The 22,703-nt window shown below is 43.5% G+C and carries 15 protein-coding genes; 9 read left to right on the top strand and 6 right to left on the bottom strand.

The genetic code is table 11. From position 1 onward, the window contains the following. Positions 1–494: 494 nt before the first annotated feature. From ydiJ to ACYQ2C_RS00435, 4 genes are all read left to right on the top strand, one after another. Positions 495–3,539, top strand: a complete 3,045-nt coding sequence (gene ydiJ, locus ACYQ2C_RS00450; RefSeq protein WP_460098917.1) for a D-2-hydroxyglutarate dehydrogenase YdiJ — start codon at positions 495–497, stop codon at positions 3,537–3,539. 603 nt (positions 3,540–4,142) lie between these two features. Then, positions 4,143–4,658: a YHS domain-containing (seleno)protein gene (locus tag ACYQ2C_RS00445; RefSeq protein WP_460048288.1), complete on the top strand. Its 516-nt coding sequence runs from the start codon at positions 4,143–4,145 to the stop codon at positions 4,656–4,658. A gap of 341 nt (positions 4,659–4,999) precedes the next feature. Beyond that, positions 5,000–5,998 (top strand): AraC family transcriptional regulator ligand-binding domain-containing protein, encoded by a 999-nt coding sequence (locus ACYQ2C_RS00440; RefSeq protein WP_460098913.1) that lies wholly within the window; start codon positions 5,000–5,002, stop codon positions 5,996–5,998. Between the two features lie 771 nt (positions 5,999–6,769). After that, positions 6,770–7,162, top strand: coding sequence for a hypothetical protein (locus ACYQ2C_RS00435; protein ID WP_460098911.1), 393 nt, complete (start codon positions 6,770–6,772; stop codon positions 7,160–7,162). Positions 7,163–7,334: 172 nt separating this feature from the next. On the opposite strand, the gene dinG is transcribed toward ACYQ2C_RS00435, so the two are convergent. After that, positions 7,335–9,461, bottom strand: a complete 2,127-nt coding sequence (gene dinG, locus ACYQ2C_RS00430) for an ATP-dependent DNA helicase DinG (RefSeq protein ID WP_460098909.1) — start codon at positions 9,459–9,461, stop codon at positions 7,335–7,337. Positions 9,462–9,587: 126 nt separating this feature from the next. After that, the gene (locus ACYQ2C_RS00425; protein ID WP_460098906.1) at positions 9,588–10,772 is read right to left on the bottom strand and encodes a 1-acyl-sn-glycerol-3-phosphate acyltransferase; all 1,185 of its coding nucleotides are present in this window, start codon (positions 10,770–10,772) and stop codon (positions 9,588–9,590) included. Positions 10,773–10,884: 112 nt separating this feature from the next. On the opposite strand from ACYQ2C_RS00425, the gene ACYQ2C_RS00420 reads away from it, so the two are divergent. Beyond that, positions 10,885–11,391 (top strand): YchJ family protein, encoded by a 507-nt coding sequence (locus ACYQ2C_RS00420; protein ID WP_460048295.1) that lies wholly within the window; start codon positions 10,885–10,887, stop codon positions 11,389–11,391. Here ACYQ2C_RS00420 and ACYQ2C_RS00415 read toward each other — a convergent pair. After that, on the bottom strand, positions 11,385–12,575 hold the full coding sequence (locus tag ACYQ2C_RS00415) for an aminotransferase class V-fold PLP-dependent enzyme (RefSeq protein WP_460048297.1): 1,191 nt from the start codon (positions 12,573–12,575) through the stop codon (positions 11,385–11,387). The two genes, ACYQ2C_RS00420 and ACYQ2C_RS00415, sit on opposite strands and share 7 nt — an antisense overlap. Positions 12,576–13,027: 452 nt before the next feature. On the opposite strand from ACYQ2C_RS00415, the gene ACYQ2C_RS00410 reads away from it, so the two are divergent. Continuing rightward, positions 13,028–14,089 carry a DUF3549 family protein gene (locus tag ACYQ2C_RS00410; protein WP_460098901.1) on the top strand — a complete coding sequence of 354 codons (1,062 nt, stop codon included), beginning with the start codon at positions 13,028–13,030 and terminating at the stop codon, positions 14,087–14,089. A 79-nt stretch (positions 14,090–14,168) separates the two neighbouring features. Here the strand turns inward: ACYQ2C_RS00410 and ACYQ2C_RS00405 are convergent, their stop codons facing one another. Together ACYQ2C_RS00405 and ACYQ2C_RS00400 are read right to left on the bottom strand one after the other, a co-directional pair. Then, positions 14,169–14,663 (bottom strand): EF-hand domain-containing protein, encoded by a 495-nt coding sequence (locus ACYQ2C_RS00405; protein WP_460048299.1) that lies wholly within the window; start codon positions 14,661–14,663, stop codon positions 14,169–14,171. Positions 14,664–15,737: 1,074 nt separating this feature from the next. Further along, entirely contained in the window at positions 15,738–16,748 is a 1,011-nt protein-coding gene (locus ACYQ2C_RS00400) for an aspartate carbamoyltransferase (protein ID WP_460098898.1), read from the bottom strand. Between the two features lie 302 nt (positions 16,749–17,050). On the opposite strand from ACYQ2C_RS00400, the gene ACYQ2C_RS00395 reads away from it, so the two are divergent. Further along, positions 17,051–18,016 (top strand): DUF2971 domain-containing protein, encoded by a 966-nt coding sequence (locus tag ACYQ2C_RS00395; RefSeq protein WP_460098896.1) that lies wholly within the window; start codon positions 17,051–17,053, stop codon positions 18,014–18,016. A gap of 102 nt (positions 18,017–18,118) precedes the next feature. Here ACYQ2C_RS00395 and ACYQ2C_RS00390 read toward each other — a convergent pair whose 3' ends face one another. After that, positions 18,119–20,182, bottom strand: coding sequence for a sigma-54-dependent Fis family transcriptional regulator (locus tag ACYQ2C_RS00390; protein ID WP_460098893.1), 2,064 nt, complete (start codon positions 20,180–20,182; stop codon positions 18,119–18,121). A 362-nt stretch (positions 20,183–20,544) separates the two neighbouring features. Between ACYQ2C_RS00390 and ACYQ2C_RS00385 the strand changes: the two genes are divergently transcribed. Further along, positions 20,545–21,531: a thiamine pyrophosphate-dependent dehydrogenase E1 component subunit alpha gene (locus tag ACYQ2C_RS00385; RefSeq protein ID WP_460098891.1), complete on the top strand. Its 987-nt coding sequence runs from the start codon at positions 20,545–20,547 to the stop codon at positions 21,529–21,531. Positions 21,532–21,576: 45 nt separating this feature from the next. Next, entirely contained in the window at positions 21,577–22,656 is a 1,080-nt protein-coding gene (locus tag ACYQ2C_RS00380) for a 2,3-butanediol dehydrogenase (RefSeq protein ID WP_460048307.1), read from the top strand. Positions 22,657–22,703: the final 47 nt, after the last annotated feature.

The following is a 22,703-nucleotide window of genomic DNA, read 5'->3' as shown; positions in this document are numbered from 1 at the left end:
CAATTTCAATCACTTACCGTTCTTGAAATTGGCGACACATTCCTGTGTCGCATGAAACTCCCTCTAGATTAATCAGAGTTTCCTTTATGCTTACCAACACAAGGATGTGTTGATATCTCATCATCAGCCTACAATTGGCACCTCAACGCCCTAGTACATCTCGACGCAGGTCTCGGTACCTACGTATTTCGATGACTCCTTTTACCAACAGCTTTTTCTCCAGATCCCCTGGTTCACTGCAAACACGTTCACTACAAACACGTTCACTACATACACGCAATTTTCCGCTGTAAGTACGTCAATTCCACAGGACTGTAGAGATAAAAAAGCTCATTAAGACGGTTAAAACAAGATTAATATTTGCACAAAATTGCCGTTGAAAGTCGTCAACCCCTTGGGTTAAGCAATCAGCGGCGCTAAACTACCGCTCCGATCGAATCGGCCCAAACAATATTAGATGTTTCAGGTTTGAAAGTAGCGAGTAAAACACAGTTATGATTCCAGCTATTACCCACACCTCTCCTGTCCAAGCGCTTTATTTATCGTTTATTGAAACGCTCAAAAGTTGCGGATTTGAAGGCGATCTTTGTCCAGATTATGCGAATCGAACCGTACTCGCTACCGATAACTCCATTTATCAAGTATTACCGCAAGGTGTTATTTATCCCAAAAACACCAATGATCTGGTGAAAATTGCCGAGCTTTCTAACATGCGCCAATTTAAAGGCGTGGTTTTATCGCCCCGCGGCGGTGGCACCGGCACCAATGGTCAATCTCTGACCGATGGTTTGATCATTGATGTCTCTAAGCACATGAACAAAATCTTAGAGATTAACGCCAAAGAAGGTTGGGCGCGCGTTCAAGCGGGAGTTGTAAAAGATCAGCTCAATGAAGCCGCCAAAGCGGTGGGGTTATTTTTTGCTCCAGAATTATCAACCAGTAACCGAGCAACCATTGGTGGCATGATCAATACCGATGCCTCCGGCCAAGGTTCGTGCGTGTACGGCAAAACCCGCGATCACGTCTTAGAATTAAAAACCGTATTACTGGATGGCTCCGAGTGGACATCCAAAGCGCTAAACGAAGATGAGTTAAAAGCGGTTAAAGCTCGCCAAGATAGAATTGGGCAAATTCATCGCGTGGTGGATTCCATTGAAAAAGAATTCCATCACGAAATCATCGAAAAATTCCCGAAATTAAATCGCTGTTTAACAGGCTACGATCTCGCACACATTCGCGATGAACAAGGTCGATTTAATTTAAACAATATTCTGTGTGGCGCCGAAGGTACCCTTGGTTTTATTGCCGAAGCCAAAATTAATCTTCTGAAAATTCCCAAATACAGTGCGTTAGTTAACGTAAAATACGCAGACTTCAACTCGGCATTACGTCACGCTTCTGCATTAATGAAAGCCGGGCCAACGTCTATCGAAACCGTAGATTCTAAGGTTATGTCGCTCGCCCAAAGCGATATTATTTGGAACACCGTAGGTGAATTCTTCGATACCAATACAAGTGAAAACTCACCAGCACTTGCCGCCGTAAACTTTGTTGAATACACCGGTGATGACGAAGACGAGCTTAACGCCAATGTTAAAAAACTCACCGATAGCCTAGATAAAGCAGGCGAAGACGGCCCGAGCTTTGGTTACTCAATCGCTTACGGAGCAGACGTTGGCAAAATTTGGGCAATGCGTAAAAAATCGGTGGGTTTATTAGGTAAAACCCAAGGTGAGGCACGACCCATTCCTTTCGTCGAAGACACGGCCGTACCGCCGGAAAATCTCGCCGACTATATTTTAGAATTTCGTGCTTTATTAGATGGCCACAACCTGCAATACGGCATGTTTGGTCACGTTGATGCCGGTGTATTGCACGTACGCCCAACCATCGATATGAAAGATCCCAAACAAGAAGCTTTAGTTCGAGAAATCTCCGATCAGGTTGTGGTGTTAACCAATAAATACAAAGGCTTAATTTGGGGCGAACACGGTAAAGGTTTCCGCTCTGAATACTCGCCCACATTTTTTGGCGGACTCTACCCACAATTACAACGCATCAAAGCCGAATTTGATCCTAAAAATCAGTTAAATCCGGGAAAGATCGCTACCCCAAATACTGGACTTGAGTTGACCAAGTTAGACGAGCCGGTAACACGTGGCCAAGAAGACCGAAAAATTCCGGTAAAATCGTGGCAAGCTTATAGTGAAGCGGTTTACTGTAACGGTAACGGAGCTTGCTACAATTACAATCCCAACGACAATATGTGCCCAAGTTGGAAAGCAACTCGTGAGCGAGTGCAGTCTCCTAAAGGACGCTCGGCATTAATTCGCGAATGGTTAAAACAATTAGCCGAACGCAACATTGATCCCGTTGTGGCAAGTCACAACGCGAAAAACGCTTCGTGGTTATTGTCTTTGCCATCAAAACTGATGAACCTAAGAGCCAAACGAAAAGGCGAATACGACTTTAACCACGAAATTTATGACGCAATGTCGGGCTGTTTAGCCTGTAAAGCCTGCGTTAGTCAGTGTCCCATTAATGTTGATGTACCTGAATTTCGCAGTAAATTCTTAGAGCTTTACCATGCACGGTATTTACGCCCGGCAAAAGATTATTTTATTGGCAGTTTAGAATTCACCATTCCATACCTTGCGAGAATATCGTGGCTCTATAATAACGCCATTAATTTCTCGCCCGTTAAAAAATTATTTGCCCGCGTTATTGGTATGGTTGATAGCCCGTCGTTAACCGGCGTAGATCTCGATCGAGCATTGAGTGATATTGGCGTTTTATACGCAGTGCCAGAAAACATCGCCTCGCTAAAAGAGATCGACAAAAATAAAAGTGTGATTGTTGTTCAAGACGCTTTTACCAGCTATTTTGAAACCGAATTACTTCTTGATACCTTAAAGTTACTGAAAAAACTCGGTTTTAAACCCATGCTTGCGCCCTACTCGCCTAACGGAAAACCGCTTCATGTGCATGGATTTTTAAAAGCGTTCGAAAAAGTGGTAAACAAATCTTCGGCGTTTTTAAATCACATTGCGCTGTCGGAAATTCCATTGGTTGGTATTGAGCCGTCAATGACCTTGGCTTACCGCAGTGAATACAAAAAAGTTCTCGGCGATAAAGCCCCCAATGTTTTATTAATTCAAGAATGGCTTGCCAAGCAAGAGTTTGAAACACCTGAGGTTAATTTTGAGCATTCGGAATTTGTGCTCTTTGGTCACTGCACCGAGAAAACCAACGCACCGGCGAGCATGAAAGATTGGCAAACCGTATTTACCAAACTTGGCTTAAAATATCGCGAACAAGCCGTGGGCTGCTGTGGTATGGCTGGCACTTACGGACATGAGACCAAAAACCAAGAAAACTCTCAAAAAATATATGAGTTAAGCTGGTCAGAAAAAATTAAAAGCCGCAGTGAAGAATCGCAACAAATGGCAACCGGTTACTCTTGTCGTTGCCAAGTAAAACGTATGGATCAATACGAAATACCGCATCCATTACAAGCCATTTTAAAAGCCGTTAAATAATGTCTTGAATCAACCTCTTGGAATTAAGTTTTCTCTGATTTAATTCCAAGAGGTTAAAAAATTAAATCTTCGCAGCATTTACGCTTATCTATATTTGTTCACCTTTACTATTTACCGCTTAATACCATCTCTTATTCGCATATTTTTATTTAGAGAATTCAAAATTATATCAACGGAAACTTTGATTAACCGAGAGCTTCCGACGGCACACGAATGACTCAGCAATTTCATGAGCGGTAAGTAATTGAGATCGTGAAGAAACAGGAAATTACATTTTCGATTTCTATTCTCTGATTAAATCACGAAGGCAATAATCAAAGACTCCTAGTTAAGGCCAAACCTATTTTTCTGAAAAAAAACCGTACCGTCGGTACATTAATAAATTACATATCACGAATACCGAATATTCTAATCGTATTTTTGCCATAAAATATTTTAAAAAACTCCGCAATCGTTACCATTTCGTGATAGATTTAGGGATAAATCAAGACCGGGATTTGTCCATGCAGGTAAGATTACTCCAGACGTTAGTAATTTTTCTGCAACAAACCACTCAGCAATAACAAGTGGTAATTACAATATTCATCGAATTCGAGATTTTTTATGGCGACTCAGACTTACATTAAATCCATTATTAATCACTGCTTTGCTGCAATAATGGCAATTGCAGTTGTTTTAAGCTCATCTTCTTACGCCGCCGACAACCCAATTTACAGCAGTAAAAATGGCGCAATTGAAGGTGCCGACCCAGTAGCGTTTTTCTCGTTATTACCGGGTGAAAAAGCCGTGCTAGGTTCAGATGACTTTACCTACGAGTGGCAAGGCGCAACTTGGAAGTTTGCCACCGCAGAAAATCGTCAAAAGTTTATTGATAATCCAGAAAAATACGCCCCACAATACGGTGGTTACTGTGCGTTCGCAGTTTCTCACGGTTTCACCAAAGACGTGAATCCAAACTACTGGGAAATTGTCGATGACAAACTGTATTTAAACTTTAACAAAACCGCCTACAAAAAATGGTCCAGCGATAAAGCAGCAGCAATTACACGCGGCAATGAAAACTGGCCGAATGTTCGTACCAAATGTGAAAAACACAACAATTGCTACGATAAATATTAATAAATTGCGCCTCTAATTTGAGGAAGTGATTTTCGAAAGCCCGGTTAGCGCCGGGCTTTTTTTGTAAAATATTCAAACCAATTTTTCAATTGCCCACCCAGTACACCTGCCAAAATAAACATCTCTCCAATTCTGCCAGTTAAGATCAATCGTAAAAACTGCTACGTTATTGATGAAACGACTTAAAACTCTTCATGATTGTTTGACAGAATACTCATTCACCAAGACTTTAAGTTGAACAAATTGTGTCCTGTGGCTGAGCACCTAAAAACGGGAACAAGATTTGCTGTTATTCAAACTGATAAAATGGATTTGTAAAAGTGAATGCAGACGTTACCCACATGAAGCAAATAGTATCTCAAGACACAGATGTTCTACTGAGTTTAGAAGCGGCTTCTAAAGACCTAGGCTTCGACTTGTTAGATGAAGTCATTAAATTGGGTTTGCCGCCTGATTTACTGAAAAATCCAGACGTATTCGTTCCGTCGCAGCTCTTCAATTGCCTACTTGAGCACATCGCCAACGATATGCACTGCAAGCATTTAGGCTTGCTAATGGCTCATCACCTACAAACTCCACACCTTGGTATTCCTACACGAGTAATGTCGTTGTGCCAAAACTTCCGCGAAGCACTGTTAAAAGCGAACGAATATTCTGCTTTTTATCGCGACACTGGTCCATGGCAATCCAGCACAGAAGGCAATAACGTTAGTATTTTTAAAATACACGACCTAATTGATGGCCACCATTATCACCAACGCAGCCTGTTTGGTACCGCGCAAATGTATCGCTTAATTTTGCAACTGAACGGATCAGAATGGAAACCGAGCAGTGTAAGCTTTAGTTTTGCTAATCCCGGTGGGCGTTTTTACGAAACCTATCAAAACTTCTTTGACTGCGCCGTTAAATTTGACCAACCCTTTGACGGTGTAACCTTTGATGCAAAATACCTAGATTCTTCGATTGTCACAGCAGATCGAGAGCTGCTAAAAGACGTAGAATTACACATAGAAACCCTAAACAGCGAAATTCTTACCAACGGCGATTTTATCTCTCACGCCAAACAAATTATTAGTCAGAGGTTGAATTTTGCGACATGCACACTGGAAGAAGTGGCGGAGTTTTTATCCTTAACGCCTTGCGATTTAAGCAAACGACTCGAACAAAGTGCTTTGTCATTTATAACATTGTTAGAAGAACAAGTTTGCGAAAAAGCGACTTTTTATTTAACGCAATTAAATGCTCCCGTTGAGTTAATTCTAAGTGCTTTAATGCCGGGCAACGAACCGCGCCTTAATGACCTTTTAACACGAAGATTGGCCGCTCTAAATCAATGGTAAAAACTGAATCTTAAACAACAAACCCTTTTTAACGTTGATTCATTAAATACTTTGGGCCGACAGTCGAGTTCGCACCAACAGCGATCAAAATACCGTAAAACGAACCACGTAAAGGCAAATATCCACTCGATATATTAACGGACTAATGCAGAAAACACGAACCTAACCAAAAACTAGGCAACGATCATCGTGCAGCATTATTGGATTTAAGAGTACCTATTGGTATGGTGTTTATTTACACGCCAGACATTTATAACTGTAGATATTTATAACAGCAGACATTTGTAAGATGCTTATTTGTATAACGTTTACTTATAAGGCAGATGTTTATCAAACACATGCTTATCAAACACATGCTTATCAAACGAATAGCCATCAAAAATTATTTAAATAATCCATTTTATAATATTAAAAATTCGACTTTAATTTACAGAAATTAATACGCACTAGCTGACGTCGAATAAACTTTCAAAAAATACAAAAAGCACTAAAATTTATAACTCTAACCAGGCTGCTACTGTTTTTGGCGCTTTTAAACATCCAAGATTCTTATTCGATAAAAGTCGCTTCTAAATTGACAACCCGTTCCGATTCTTAGTTGTCGTATTGCATATATTGTTTTGCGTGAGCGAAAAATCCGTATGCTGCCGTAGATTTTAGGTTAATCAGACTTTTCTCTACTGAAATTTAAATAGAACGTTTTTTAAAAATCAACATCAAAAATAATAACAAACACATGTGCCGTTAACACAACTTTAAGAGCATATTCTTATGATGACTTTCTCAAAAAAAATTTCATTAACAAAAACCGGTTTACTGCTAGCAGGTCTTTTAGTGACGTCTATGGGATACGCTGCAAAAGATAATTCATCCTATCCAACAGGAGTTCTGGCCACCAATGAACACCAAATTCAAATCCTCAATACCAATAAAGGCACTCGATACAATGTTCTCGATTTGCAAGGCAATGAAATTGCCACAGAATTAACGCAAGATGAATTACTCGCTCAGCTGCCAGAATTAGAAAATCTCATTACCACTGGCACCGCTAAACAAACCGATGTTGAAGCACCCACCACCGAAGATATTTTATTGGATGAACCCAATGAAGACCCGTTACAAAAAGAGTTAAAAGAACAAATCGAAGTAGAACCAGAAAGCTAAGTGGTTTTAAATGGGATGATTAAAAAATTGGAAACTCGGGTTAAGCTAGAATATCCAGCGACACAAGACTGTTTCGCCAACGTCAAGAACGTCAGTGATTTAATCCGAATTTCTTTTAGTAACAATGTTTTTAGTAAAAATGTTTTTAGTAAAAATGTTTACCTAAGCGTGCTTAACTAAAATCGTATTTATAAGGCGGTAAACTTTCAAGCAACGCCTTACCGTAGCGGCGAGTTAACAGACGTTTATCCAATAAGGTAATTTTACCCTCGTCGCTTTCTTTTCTAAGTAATCGTCCGCAGGCCTGCACTAATTTAATAGAAGCATCAGGCACGCTCATTTCCATAAACGCATTACCACCACGCGAATCTAACCATTCCGCCAACGCTGCCTCTATGGGATCGTCAGGAACGGAAAATGGAATTTTCACAATAATAACGTGTGTGCAATATTTTCCCGGTAAATCCAAGCCTTCGGCAAAACTGGCTAAACCAAATAAAATACTGCCCTCATTCTCATCAATACGTTGTTTATGAGAGCGAATGGTTTCTTGCTTGGAGCGCTCACCTTGGACCAGAATACTATTTTGTAATCGTGACGGTAATTGATCGAAAACTTCACGCATTTGTTTGCGCGACGAAAACAAAACCAAACTGCCTTGAGAGGGATCTATTAATTGCGGTAATTGCTCGATAATAGATTGCGTATGTTCGGCGACATTTCCCGCATCCGTCGCAGTTTTAGGCACCGAAAATACCGCGTTGGCAAAGTTAAACGGACTGGGCACAATTTGGTAAACCGAATTTTCGGGTGTACCAGAACGCATACGAAATCGCTCGAAATGTCCGAGTGCGGCTAAGGTTGCAGAGGTTACCACCGCCGCATAACACGAGCGCCATAAATGATTTTGCAGATTGTTGGCCGCTAAAATTGGGCTAGAGCAGATTTCAATATCAACATAGGCGCCGGTATCAAATAACGTCAGCCAGCGCGCTTTAGGCATTGAGGTGGATTGATCGGCAATGGCGTAACTGGCCCATAATTGCACGCAGGCTTCGCAGCGACTTTGCCACAGACCAAATACTGGGAACCAGTTTTCTAGGTCTGCTTTAGGAATTGGCCCGTGTCGATCTTCTAATAATTCGTCGGCTTCGCGAGCGATCTTTTCAAACTTAGCCAATAGACGCGAAAAGTCTTGGCGTAATTCTTCGGCCAAGGTTTGCAAATCTTCGGGCACCACACCGCTAGGAAAGCGATAGCGCGGGCTGTGTTCATTGCTGTCGGCTAAATCCCCGGCTAAGTTTTGCAGCAGAGGCCACAGACGCTCCATGTTGGCCTTAGTGGCGTTGAGATCGTTGGGTAGGGATTCTACGCAACGGCTGATCTCGGCAGACTCCCCCAAATCGTTCAGAATCGGCCCCACGCTTTTCATGCACTGATCTAACCAGCGCGTTGTACTTATGACTCTTAAATGGTGGGAAAAGTGACCCAACGCTTTGTCGGGCAAATGGTGGCCTTCGTCAAATACATAGATGCTGTCTTCGGGCGCGGGTAAAACTGCACCGCCACCTAAGGCTAAATCGGCCAAAACCATATCGTGATTGGTGACCACAACATCAACGTTACCGATGTTGTCGCGGGCTTTAAAAAAGCTGCATTGCGTTACGTTTGAGCAGCGTCTTCCCGTACATTGACGATGATCGGTGGTAACGCGAAACCACAATTTATCTTCAAGCTCGTCTTTCCAGTCGTCTTTATCGCCAGACCAATCGCCACTGGCAAGAGCGTTAATCATATCTTGATACAACGCCATGTCTTCGGGTCTTAAATCTGGCTGCTCATCTTCGTAAAGAGCACGGGTGGGATCGCTGGTAATCTGCTGATCGTAGAGCATCTTATCGAGCTTGGTTAAGCATAAATACCGACCTCGCCCTTTGGCCAAACAGTAAGAAAACTCCAAGCCACTGTCTTGCTTTAGTTCGGGTAAATCCTTGTAGATAATCTGCTCTTGCAGCGCGACGGTCGCCGTCGAAATCACCAGCTTTTTATTGAGAAGCTGGGCAATGGGAATAGCGGCAAGTAGATAGGCCACGGTTTTGCCCGTTCCTGTACCCGCTTCAATCACACACACATGGCCGTCATTTCGGCGCTGGTGATTGTCGTCCATCTCAACGGCCATCAAGGTGCGAGCAATTTCAGCGATCATCAATTTTTGGCCGTAACGGGCTTGTAGACCGCGGGTTTTCAAAAATTGACTGTAGGCGCCTTGAATGGTTTTTTTGATATCGTCACTGAGCATGAACAGGATTGGAATCGCAAAGTTAGGAATAAGCGGTAAATTTACCGCTTTTAGATCGCAGTACCTAGGGCATGCTTAATAAAATTCGCCCAAGGTACTCAAAGTTGGCAATGCTTGGCGTAAGAATCAGCCGTGCGACACTGCAAGATTAGGGTCGCGAGCCTGTTCTTGTAAGGCGAACTTAGCCACTACCGGGTTTGCGTATCCGGCCAAGAAGATTTCGCGCTGCTCTTGGGGAAGCGCAGAAACACGCTTTAAAAGCTCTTCTTCATCGGCCTTGTACTGGGCCGGTTCAAAGCTTTCTTTGGCCAACAAGATATCTGGGCTTTCACCGTGCAAGCGAATATAGGCCGCAAGGTTACTCGGATGAATCTGATAATTACTTTGAATTTGGCGCTCAAGCTCAGCCGCAACGTCTTCGGCGGATTCAAAATTACTGCCTAAAACATCGCCAAACGCTAAATGAATGCGACCTTTTTGCCCAGAAATACCAGCGGCAATACTGGCCACGTCTTCGTGCTCGGCTTTTACGTACTTGCCCAGCACTCGTGTGTGATACAGCTCGCGAGCCTTAGCGACGTCACAGGGGTCCCATTCATAAGAAATTGCAATGGGCACAATCTTTAGCGTCTGCACATAATCACCAAACGCCTCGGTCTTGGGGCGATTGAGCGTCAGCATGTTAATGATTGCCGGATTGGTGATATCGCGGCCATCTTTAGCACGCCCTTCGCGCTGGGCAATCCAGATATTGGATTGATCAACGGTCAAGGAATGGAAAATATACGCCGAAAGATGCTTAGCGGCCTTGAGCTTTTCGCGCGGCGACTTTGCTGAGCGATTTACGATGAAGGTTTTGTTCAAACGCATTAAGTCTGAAACGTAAGGCTTCGACAGTAGGTTGTCGCCAATCGCAATACGTAATGTGGTGAAACCATGATGGAACAACACCCAGTTTACACAGGCCGGGTCCATGGTGATGTCACGGTGATTACTGATAAATAAATAGTTTTGCTTAGGATCGAGCTTTTCAATGCCAGAAACCGTAAGACCACGAGAACTGGTATCAAGCATTCGCTTAACATAGCGCTCAATAGTGGTTTGAACTTCAAGCACAGTACTTACACCGCCAAATTGCTTACGCAAATACAGTTGCACGATAGGACGCATCAACCAAGGTGCTTTTTGACTTAAAACCGGAAAACGAAAACGAGCCACCGCTTGAAGCAGCTCCTTATCCCTCAACAGTCTTTTGATGGTTGGCCTAACTTCATGGTCCTCGTAAGGACGAATATCATCAAAATTTACCATGTAAAAGTTTGCTTTTGCCCGATTGAATGTGTCTGCACTTGAAACGACAATAGCGATGCCCTAAAAAGGCCCGACCACTGGCGAAAACGCGCAAACATACAGAAATTTCAAAATGATTACCACTCAAAATAATCAACAATTTACCGCTCAAGATGCCTGCCCTTGCGAGAGTGGAAAACCGTTTAAGCAATGCTGCGAACCGCTCTTAGAAGGACGCAGTAACGCAGATACCGCCAGTGCGTTAATGCGCTCACGCTTTTGTGCATTTGTCTTTCAGCGATGGGATTATCTTTCTAGGACGGCTTTAAACAGCGACCCAAATGAAGAGATACAGCAATACAGCGCCGACAAAATTTGGTGCAGCTTGAAAATTCTTAAAACCAAAAAAGGTTCTGAAAAAGACACTTCAGGTGAAGTCGAGTTCGTTGCGTTTTACCAACGCCAGCAAGAGTCCGCACCAAAAACGCTACGCCAGCATCACGAACACTCGCACTTTCAAAAAATCGACGGCCTATGGTATTTCACCCAAGGTTTGGCCATGGATGACATTAAACCAGACCGAAACGGCAACTGCCCTTGTGGGAGCGGCAAAAAATACAAGAAATGCTGCGCTCAATAACCCAGTGATACCAAAGCTTCTTTCATAGCCGTAATCGAATCGCGCAATTGTTCATCACACAAGTACGGTGCAGGCCCAAGGCGCAGAAAATCTTCGCGATAGTCACAAATAACACCAATATCTCGCATACGTTCATGCAGTGGTTGTGCGATACGGGTAGCGAAAGAGACAAAGCCACCCATGTACTCTACCGACGAGGTCATGCGAATCACCTTAGGGTCGAAATCCTGTCGCAGAAACTCGGTCACTAAATAGCCCAGCTGATGATGGTTAATTTCGTAAAGTAACTCTGGCGTTAAGCCTTCGCGCTTAAAGTGCTCAAAGACTTTTTCGGCGCGAAAATGCGGTAACGCATCGGTGGTGGAACCATCAAACCGACAGGCGCCATCGGCGTACACCAGAGGCTCTGCAGCTGGCGAATCCAACACGGGATCAAAAGAGCCAAACCAACCGGTAATCACCGGGCGAAAGTCCGAGCCTTCGGGTACGTGCATAAAGCACACGCCATCGCCCATCTGACAATACTTGCCACCACCTGCGGCAACAAACGCGGTTTCAAGGTTGTAATCGGCTATCGAGAATTCCAGTACATTCACACTTTGATAGGCATCGACAAACAGCTCGGTGCCGTAGTTGGCACAAATAGGTGGTAGCGTGTCCAGCTCAAAGGTTTGATGACCAGTAACGTAGTTCACCGACGAAATACATACCGCCGCGGTTTTATCATCAATGGCTTGAGAGATTTTTTCCACCAAGGTGGCGTAATCACTGTCGATAAATACCAGCTCACAACCCTGCTCTTTCAAGCGAATGAGTTGCCGCAAAATAGACGGATGCTCGCGATGAGTAGTAAGAATTCGGGGACGCTTTTTTAAATCCAAACAAGACAGAAAACGCACAAACAGCTCGTGAACACTGCTGGCAAGAGCAATTCGCTCGGGTTCGGTGTCGATCAGTTCAGCAAATCCTTGCCGTACCAGCCAACTCTTATCAAACAACATATCAAACCGCTCGGAGCCATACTGACTCAAACATTGCCAATGTTCTTGGTAAGCTTTTTGGGCAACATCGGGAATGGCTTGATGAACGTGTCCGGTGAGCATCAATTTCAAATCGACCTGAGCATTTTGGTAGCAATGCGCAATCGCGTTGGGCGATTGTCGAAATGGCAGAATGTCGGTCATTTAAAACCCTAGCAATTTAGCGGATTAACAAGATATCAACTTAAGTATAGACAAACATCCGCACAGCAATTGTTTATTCTGCAAATTGAAAATTGTCTAGCGCTCTGTTTTTACTAGCATTATTTCGACAACTGACAAGCCTTACCAAACAACTCGCCTACCACTTTACGCCTATAACTGTAATACTGCCCCTTTTGCAGCAATCTCGCTGATCTTTTGTAGGGACATCTGATTAACTCTTCCATGATTTAATCAGAAAACAGAAATTGACAATGCGATTTCCAATTTCTTCACAATTTCAAGTACTTACCGTTCTTGAAATTGGCGACACATCCATGTGTCGCAAGAAACTCTAGGTTGATCAGAGTTTCCTATATACATAAGCAATTAAGTACAACAACAGTTAAGTACAGTAACGGCGATTGATCCAGAGTAGAGTTGAGAGGAGTTAGATGGTTACCAAGGTTGAAGGTATTTGTGGATTTTTCGAATACCTTGGTGCACAAGCACGTTTTTACGATTTGGGTAGAAGAATCCGCTCGCTGTCACGCAGTGAGTTCACCAGCGCAGATAAATTAGAAAAACCCTATCCTTTACCCTACCTAAAAAACGCCTGGATCGGTGTGGTGTTCTGGGGAAAGACCAACGTAGACAGTCCCATGGTGTGGACACTTAAACTACCCTTGGATGAACAAGGTTATCTCATTCCCGCCGACCGCGACAAATTCCTGCAACAGCTACTAATTTCTGTGGGCACCAACTGGCACGCAGCAAAAACCGGTAAGCAGTTGCACGCGGTGTTAGAGAACAATCCCTACGCGTTTGATCTACCCGAAGACCGCAAAGCCAGTTTTCACTCGAAAATTAGCGCGCAACTGAAAAGACCGCCAAGCCGTTTTTATGAAACCACACTCAAGTATCTACAGTCACCCTCCGATGAAGGCTGGCAACATCTTGGTATTCAGGGTCTGGCCGATGTGGCGGCGCGCTGGCAAGACAATCAAGAGTTGTTGCGCAATTCTTTAAAGTCGGTGCCAGCACCAGCCTTTGTTGGACTCGGGCAACTGCTTGAGCACGAGCAGATCGATGCTGCACTCACACAGGTTTTGATTAATCGCTTACACGAAGAGTTAAAACAACCCGAGCAGACAAAAGGCGTCATTGCCGCAGCCATTCGCGGTATATCCTTCAGTCAAGCCAAGGGATTGCGCCATCAAGCACTGACCAAATCCATGGCGGTGATGGAAACCGTTGATGTGGAAGTAGTTGCGGCGATCGCTTCGCGTTGCTGCGATGATTTGGCAGACGCTAGTTTAGGACTGGAGTTTTTGGAGTTGCTGGCAAAACTCGGTGATGAAACCTTTATTCGCGTGATTGCAGATCTGATGGCCTTGCCTGAGCTTCGCCCACATTTACTTCAAGCGATGCGCCAGCAAAACCGCTCGCAAAAATTGGTTGATTGTATTGGTGCGCTCTTTAGACGCATCGAAAACAGTAGCGCTCAAAACCAGTAATCACCGTTATAAAATCAGCAATCACCACAGTTTTTTATCCGATTACGTTTTTGATTGACGGCTTTGTTTAACTGCGAACTCAGTTACTTTGGGTTCGCAAACACAGCACCCAAACACAGCGGGTTTTATATTCAACTGTTTCGGCTTGTGACGCCATCACTTCTGATTTTGTTAAATTACCGTCACCGTCGCCATCAATACTGGCAAATAATCCCAAATACGAGGTGTACTCAGCGTCATCAATGGTGCCGTCGTGGTCTAAGTCTAATTTATCAAAGCGCGCTCTAAGCAATGCTTCGCGACGCATAGTGTCACTTAAAATGTATTCATCAATGCTAACGCTGCCGCTGTTATCGGCATCCATAAATTGAAACACTTTGTGCTTTTTAGACGTAATTTCTTCAGCGGTAATGGTGTCGTCACCGTTTAAATCGTATTTCGCTAAAATCCAGCGATGGTCTTGCTGAGTAAGCGAGTCTTCAGCGCTCACGTGAGAGGTTAAGGAAAACAGTCCAGCGATTGTAGCTAAGGACAAGGTGATTCTATAAACCCACTTATTGTTTTTTTGCGACATCTTTATCTACACCTATGTACTCGCCTGAGCATTGAATCTATGAGCAAAACCAACAGCGCGTTGAGTGACAAAAATTGAACAACTAGAAGCAAAACGATGCTGGCATAGTTACCATCAGTGTTTAATTTAAATTTCCCCAATTTAATTAAATATTGTTCGCGTCTACTTGCGAAAATTAAGAAAACTCAAAAAATATTGGAACAAACAAACCAATTTAATAATTGAATAACTGTTTTGGTTTAACACTTAAAACGGAGTGTATCGATCTAATATTAAGTGAAACTTAACAGTAAATAATCTTTTAGAAAACCTGCTGAAGTACCTGTTTAAATCATAGAAAAATCTGAACATTCAAAGCGTCTATTCGTTCACAAAAAATTTGTTTATGTAAGTTGTATTGGCAGCAAGAATCTCAAAAACATAACCAATTTACATAACCATCGTTTAACAGATGATTTTTCGATTTACTTATTTAAAATAATCAAAATTCAAAAATGATCGTCGATCAAATTGAATAAGACTTGATTAATCACTCAAAAATCATCTGCCTATTTTGATTTTTTTTTCAAAAAACTATAGGAAACTCTGATTAACCTAGAGTTTCTCGCGACACAAGGATGTGTCGCCAATTTCAAGAACGGTAAGTGATTGAAATTGTGAAGAAATTGGAAATCACATTTTCAATTTCTGTCCTCTGATTAAATCATGGATGAGTTAATCAGAGGTTCCTATAGGAAACACCAGGTAATCTTCAGTTTACATTCTCTGCCCTAGGTTTAAATCACAGACACGTTATTCAAGAATTTCTTAGGAATACCCTAAGATTTAACGGTATCACTGAGTTGTGTAAAACAAATGACGCATCAGTAATTAATATTAAAAATTCTGACGCCATTAATTACACAATTAATTTCTACTTACGTTTTCAGAGAGGGTAAAAAAATACTGCATGAGTGGAACAAACCACCGAACAATTCGGTGGCTCATAAATAAGGTGAATTAACGCGCGTTAATTATTGGGTAACGACTTTCGTCAATAAAAACACGAATAACCTTATGGTCAGCTAAAAAATATTAACGATTGCCGGTAAACCAACGTACATCGTGAGAGTATTGATCAACAAGATTGGCAACATCTAAAACCAAGGCAAATAACGCCATTCTCACCAAAATACCATTATCGGTTTGGCGGAAAATAGCAAGATTAGGATTTTGGTTAAGATCGTTATCGAGCTCGTTTGCTTCCATTCGAGAATCGCGTGGCAACGGATGCATAATGACGGTATTAGGCTCGCAAAATTGCGTGTAGATGGCCTGATTTAAACGAAAACGGCCTCGATAAAGATCGGCCTCATCTTTACTGGTAAAGCGCTCTTCTTGAATGCGTGTTGAATAGACGATATCAACACTCTTGATGCTTTCCGATAATTCTTCGGTGATGGTGACCTTGTGGCCGCACTCACGCAGCATCTCAACAATGGGCTCAGGCATGGCTAATTCCTTGGGTGCAACCAACACCAAGGTAACGTTCTTGTAGAGCGTTAATAATTTTGCCAAAGAGTGTACGGTTCTACCAAACTTCAAATCACCAATCATGGCAATGCGCAAACCGTCAATCTGCCGACCCTTGCCATCGAGTTCACGACGAATGGTGTACAAGTCTAAAAGCGCTTGGGTCGGATGCTCGTTGGGGCCATCACCGCCATTGATGACCGGAACCCGGCTGGCTTGGGCAAACTCTTCCACAGAGCCGGCTTGAGGATGGCGCATACAAATAACATCGCTGTAACCAGAAAGCACACGCGCGGTATCGTATAAAGACTCGCCCTTGGCGATAGCCGAAGTCTCAAAGCCGGTGGTTTCTCGTACACTGCCACCTAAAAGGTTAAACGCACAACCAAAGCTCACGCGCGTTCGTGTGCTTGGCTCGAAAAACATATTGCCCAAAATCGCGCCTTCTAGGACACGAGTAGCCTTTTTACGCGCCGCGTAAGGAGCCATGGTGTCGGCAACGTCAAAAATACGATCAATAGATTCACGATCAAACTGAGAAATAGAAAGAATATGGCTTCCCGTGAGATTCACAGCAACTCCTCAAAACTTTTAGAAATTTTACGCTAAGCTTTATTCGATAAAGGAACAAGCCGCAGCGCGAATTTTAACGCGGATTAGGATTGGATTGCTCAACTTCTCGTAATGAAAACGATCTTTTCTAGCGATTGCGATCAAGATTGAGGTAAACAACCCATCCAATATCAACAAAAATATCAACTTAGCCAACTTGGCAGTAAACAAATTCACGGCAATGCCGATACAAGAACTGTTGCCCAGTGCACAGTCAATTCGTGGGGCACCAGTGATTGTTAACGTGTAAAGAAGGATAGTTCGTGGCCATCCAAACGCCTAACTCTTTAATTAAGTTTTGCAGTGCCGAGACAGCGGATAAAATCCTCGCCACGCACTCGCTTCGCTGGAATGCCCCACATTTATTCAACGATACGTGCGAGCTTGATTACCATAGCCAATTGCGTTTCAGCCATAGCGAGCTGTTGGATGCATTGACCAAAAAAGCGTTGCGGCTGATCTTCCAATCCGATACTCCAGTCGGTGAAGGTCAAGTCTTACAAGCCATTCGACGCTGGCGGGCTGAGCAGAGATTCAGTGACGAGGAAGAAGCCGCTGGTGTGATTAAAGGGCTGCTCGCGCAAGTGGTTGAAGCCAGACGGGAATCACTAGCAAAGCAGGTAAAACAATGGCGCAACTACGCCTTACGTGTTCGCATCTGCTCACTTCATGCTCGTATCGATAGCCTAAATTGCTGGCGCTACTACGCCGATAATCATCAAGGTGTTGCCCTGCGATTTTCCTGTGCCGAAAACAGCTCGCTAAGCGACGCCACCAGAGTCAATTACACCGATGTTCGACCGGAAATCAGCACATTAGAAGAGCAAATGCTCGATATTATCGGCTCGAAAAAACGTGTCGAGTTGTCTACGGATTCCTTTCGAGCCAAATTACTGATGAAACCCAAACAATTTGCCGCGGAACAAGAATGGCGATGTTTTCGATTGATGCCCAATACGACTGAGAACCTTGAAAAAGCTAAAGATGAAGGTTGGAGTTCTGTTAAATTTATACCCAGCGAACTTACCGAGATTTATTTCGGCGCGCAAACCAACGAAGCTTTTAAACAGAAACTGATACAAAATGCGATAAAATTAAATCGCAAAATTCGTATTTTCGAATCGAATTTGCACAGAAGCAAATTTCAACTGCAATTTACTCGACTAGAACAGTACAGTGGTGCTGTGGGATTTGATCAAAAAAAGTTGGAACGGGCCATCGCGATCTAGAGCAAATTAAGCCAACAAACCATTAAATACGCTTAATATTTTGCGGCTGGCCATAAATTTAACAAGATGCTCTCACTTTCCGTGTAAAAGCCAGAGCGCCAATTAATTTGACTTATTATAAATCTGATACTTGTTAATTTTTCTGTGTAAGGTTGAACGGCTCATAGACAAAGCCTTTGCTGCCTTACTAACCACCCAGCGATGATTCTCTAACGCATTGATGATGCGAATTTCTTCTTCGGTTTTGCTCGCTTCGGTTGGAGTTTGGGAACTGGCGTCAGTAAAAACAGAATGTCGTTGGGGAATTTTTGATGCACAAGAGGCTTGAGGCAAAGGCGACATAATTGCCGGATTGGAGTGCGAATTAAAAACACTCGATTCGTTGGAAAAATCCGTACTAAAACTGCCTTCGAATACGTCGCCACCGTAACTATCAACGCCGTAATTGGCAAAAGTCGCACCGTGGTTAAGTATCTCGGCGGGTAAGCAGTTTTCGTCGATAACTGCGTTTTCACACATACATAAGGCATAATGAAGCGTATTTTTTAATTGGCGAATATTACCTGGCCATTGATAGTGAATTAACGCGTATTCGGCAGATTCAGTTAGTTGAGCGCCTTGGCCGTGAGTTAATTCCAACAATAATTTATCAATTAATTCCATTTTATCGCTGCGTTCCCTTAACGACGGCAATAAAACTTTAACACCACTGATACGATAATAGAGGTCTTGGCGAAATTGTCCTTGAGCAACTTTTTCGTGTAAATCTCTGTGCGTAGCACAAACCACATTAAGTGAAACTTTTTTAGCTTGTATTTGCCCAAGCGGCGTAATTTCTTGTTCAGCTAGAACTCGTAATAAACGAGCCTGCAACGCCAACGGCATATCGCCAATTTCATCCAAAAATAAGGTACCACCATTACTGGCTTCTATTTTGCCAACTTTTCCGCCTTTTAAACCACCGGTAAAAGTACCGGCGCTATAACCGAACAATTCGCTTTCAATTAAAGACTCGGGAATGGCCGCGCAATTTAAAGTTACAAACGGCTTATCTTTACGCTCACTACTATTGTGAATAGCTTGAGCCCAAACTTCTTTTCCGGTTCCAGTTTCGCCTTGCAGCAGCACATTAATATTGCGATTAATAATTCGATGGCAAATATCGGCATTTTTTAATAATAGCGGATCACTACCAGCGGCATCGTACAGTGGCGAATCTTTTTTGTTGGTTATTAATTTTGAAGACCGGTAATAACCAACGTCGATGGATTTTGGTTTGGGGGCGCGTTGGTACATCAACCAAGCGTAATGATTCGAAAGTAACGGCTGCGGTGATTGCACAACGTCTTCAAGCGAGCCATTAATGATATTTTTAATACCATGACCCACCAAAGAATCGCGTCGGACAAATCCCATTTGCAGTAATGCTTGCGTTGTCGCACCCAAAATCATGCCCGAGTCGCACACCGCCAATATTGCGTTCGACTGCACCGGATCAACTAAGGGTGATGAGACTAACGAAATTAAATGGTAATTCGCGTAGGCCGATTTAAACATGGCCGCTTCAATTTGATCGGCGGTTTCGCAGACAATATTGAGCGCAAGACCCTGACCTAATTTATCGCCGCGAGCGTAGGTGGAGATATCTAAGGCGCCAATAATATCGCCTTTGGGTGAAATTAACGGTGCTGTAGAGCAGCTATAGCGACGAAATTTACGATCAAAATGTTCATCGGCATAAACCGTTAACGAATCGCCTGTGGCTAAGCAGGTGCCAAGACCATTGGTACCCACCAAATTTTCAGACCATACCGTTCCAACCGTTAAACCGCTGTCGGCTAACTCCCGCCCACGTTGAGTATCGATAAATTGGCGCAAAGCCACACCATTGGCATCGGAGATCAGCACACAATAGCCGGAATTTTCCCCCAACTGCCGCAACCGATTTAACACCGGATTCGCCACGTGCAGTAATTCATCCAATGCTTCACGGGCATTGGTGATTTCATGTTGGCTGAGCTTGGGAATGCCAATATTGGCACCGGGTTCTAAATGATATTGTTCGGTGCAACGCTGCCAGGATCGCTTTATTTCACTGAAAGTGGATTTACGAGGCAATTGACCTGCGCGCGAATTTTGAGATGGAAAAGATTCTTGTACAGTCATGGTAGCGGCTTTTTATTCATGTAATTTTTATTATTTGTCTCATTCTATGATCGGGAAATCACCCTTGTCTACCGTTATCACCCAAGAACCAATCTGTTTTATCGATATAAAAAGACTCTGTTAATTGATTCTAACTGATACTGTTTAATTAATTATCAAAGTGTCGCAGTGTTTCAAAAAAGTGTCGCACCGGCTGATACACACTGTTTTCAAGTTCATCGACTCGCGTCTGCAAGTTGAAATTAATCCTTATAAATCAATGAATTAATCATTTGGTACGTCGGTTGCTCTGCTCCAGCTATTCCACTGGAATTCTGTTGCAGTGGTCTCCACACATCGACAATAACAAAGGAGTGATTTCCATGAAGCCCAATCGGGAACAACAGCTGTGGATGTATGAGCACATGCTCATTAGCCGCTACTTCGAGGAAACCATCGAAAAAATATATATGGAAGGCAAATTGCCAGCGTTCAATATGGCCAACGGCCCTATTCCCGGCGAAATGCATCTATCCAATGGTCAAGAGCCCTGCGCTGTAGGAGTGTGCGCGCACTTAACAGCAACCGATATTGTGACTTCAACCCACCGTCCACACCACGTTGCCATCGCCAAAGGTGTAGACCTCAACAAAATGACGGCGGAAATTTTCGGCAAGGCCACAGGATTATCCGGCGGTCGCGGCGGCCACATGCATATTTTCGATGCCAAGGTAAACTTTTCGTGTTCAGGCATTATCGCTCAAGGCATGGGCCCGGCCGTAGGCGCTGCGCTATCGCGTAAATTGCAAAATAAAGAAGGTGTGGCGATTGCCTACATTGGTGAAGGCGCGGCAAACCAAGGCGCATTCCACGAATCGTTGAATTTGGCGTCGGTTTGGAAATTACCGGTCGTATTTATTATTGAAGACAATGCCTGGGGAATTTCCGTTGCCAAAACGGCCTCCACCGCCATTGAGCGGAACGACCAGCGCGCTGCCGCGTATGGAATGCCGGGTTATGCCGTAGAAAATAACGATCCCATTGCTATTTTCGAAGCAGCCGGTGAAGCCATAGAACGAGCACGTTCGGGTGGCGGCCCAAGTTTGATCGAAATCGAAACCTATCGATTGGCAGGTCACTTTATGGGAGATGCCGAAGGCTATCGACCCAAAGGTGAAAAAGATGCGTTATTTGCAAAAGATCCCATTCCAAAATTCCGTGAGCATCTAGCGGCCAATTTTGATTGGAGTAATAGCGACGATGAAGCCATGGTGAAAAAAGCCCATGAAAAAGTCGATGCCGCTATTGAATTCGCCAGAAACAGCGAGTACGCGCCCGTAGAAGAAGCGTTAGAGAAAGTGTTTGTTTAATAACAATAATTCGAAATTAATTCTTTCCTCTCGGAGATAACCATTATGAATCAAGCGTTAACCATGAAAGCCGCCGTATGGCATGGCCGCAAAGATATTCGCTTAGAAGAAGTTTCTGTTCCAGGCAGCCCAGAAGCTGGCTGGGTACAAATTAAAGTTCACTGGTGCGGAATTTGTGGCTCAGATTTACACGAATACGTGGCAGGCCCCGTATTTATTCCCATGAACGAACCTCATCCTCTGACCGGCATTAAAGACCAATGCATTTTAGGTCACGAATTTAGCGGTGAAATCGTAGCCGTTGGTGAAGGCGTTAAAGGTTATGAAGTTGGCGAACGTGTTGCCGCCGATGCCTGCCAACACTGCGGTGAATGTCGCTACTGCAAAGACGGTATGTACAACATCTGTGAAAGTCTTGCCTTTACCGGATTAATGAACAACGGCGCCTTCGCCGAATACGTCAATGTTCCGGCCAATCTTTTGTATAAATTACCCGAAGGTTTTCCAACAGAAGCCGGTGCCTTAATTGAACCCTTAGCGGTCGGTATGCACGCGGTTAAAAAAGCCGGTAATTTATTGGGCGAAACCGTCGTCGTAGTTGGTGCAGGAACCATTGGCTTATGTACGATTATGTGTGCCAAAGCCGCTGGCGCTGCTCGCGTCATTGCGCTTGAAATGTCTTCAGCTCGCAAAGCGAAAGCCCTAGAAGTTGGCGCAACAGTAGTTATCGATCCAAGCCAAGTTGATGCCATTGCCGAAATTAAAAAGCTCACCGGTGGCTATGGCGCAGACGTTTCTTTTGAATGTATTGGTCTTACTAAAACCGCACAAGTGGCAATAGATTCGATTCGTAAAGCGGGTCGTTGCGTTATGGTCGGTATTTTTGAAGAACCGACACAATTTAATTTCTTCGATATTGTTTCTACCGAAAAACAAGTCATCGGATCTTTAGCCTACAACGGTGAATTTGCCGATGTCATTGCGTTTATTGCCGACGGCCGTTTAGACGTAGAGCCGTTAATTACCGGAAAAATTCAACTCGCCAACATTCTTGAAAATGGCTTTGAAGAGCTGGTAAACAACAAAGAAGAAAACGTAAAAATCATTGTTACGCCCGGCATTTAATTCGCAACAAGATCTACAACAGAATCAACACAATAAACTCTGGTGAA

The organism is Sessilibacter sp. MAH3 (assembly GCF_054658275.1).
Note: the sequence above shows the minus strand (reverse complement) of the source record. Positions and strands in the feature narration are given on the sequence as shown.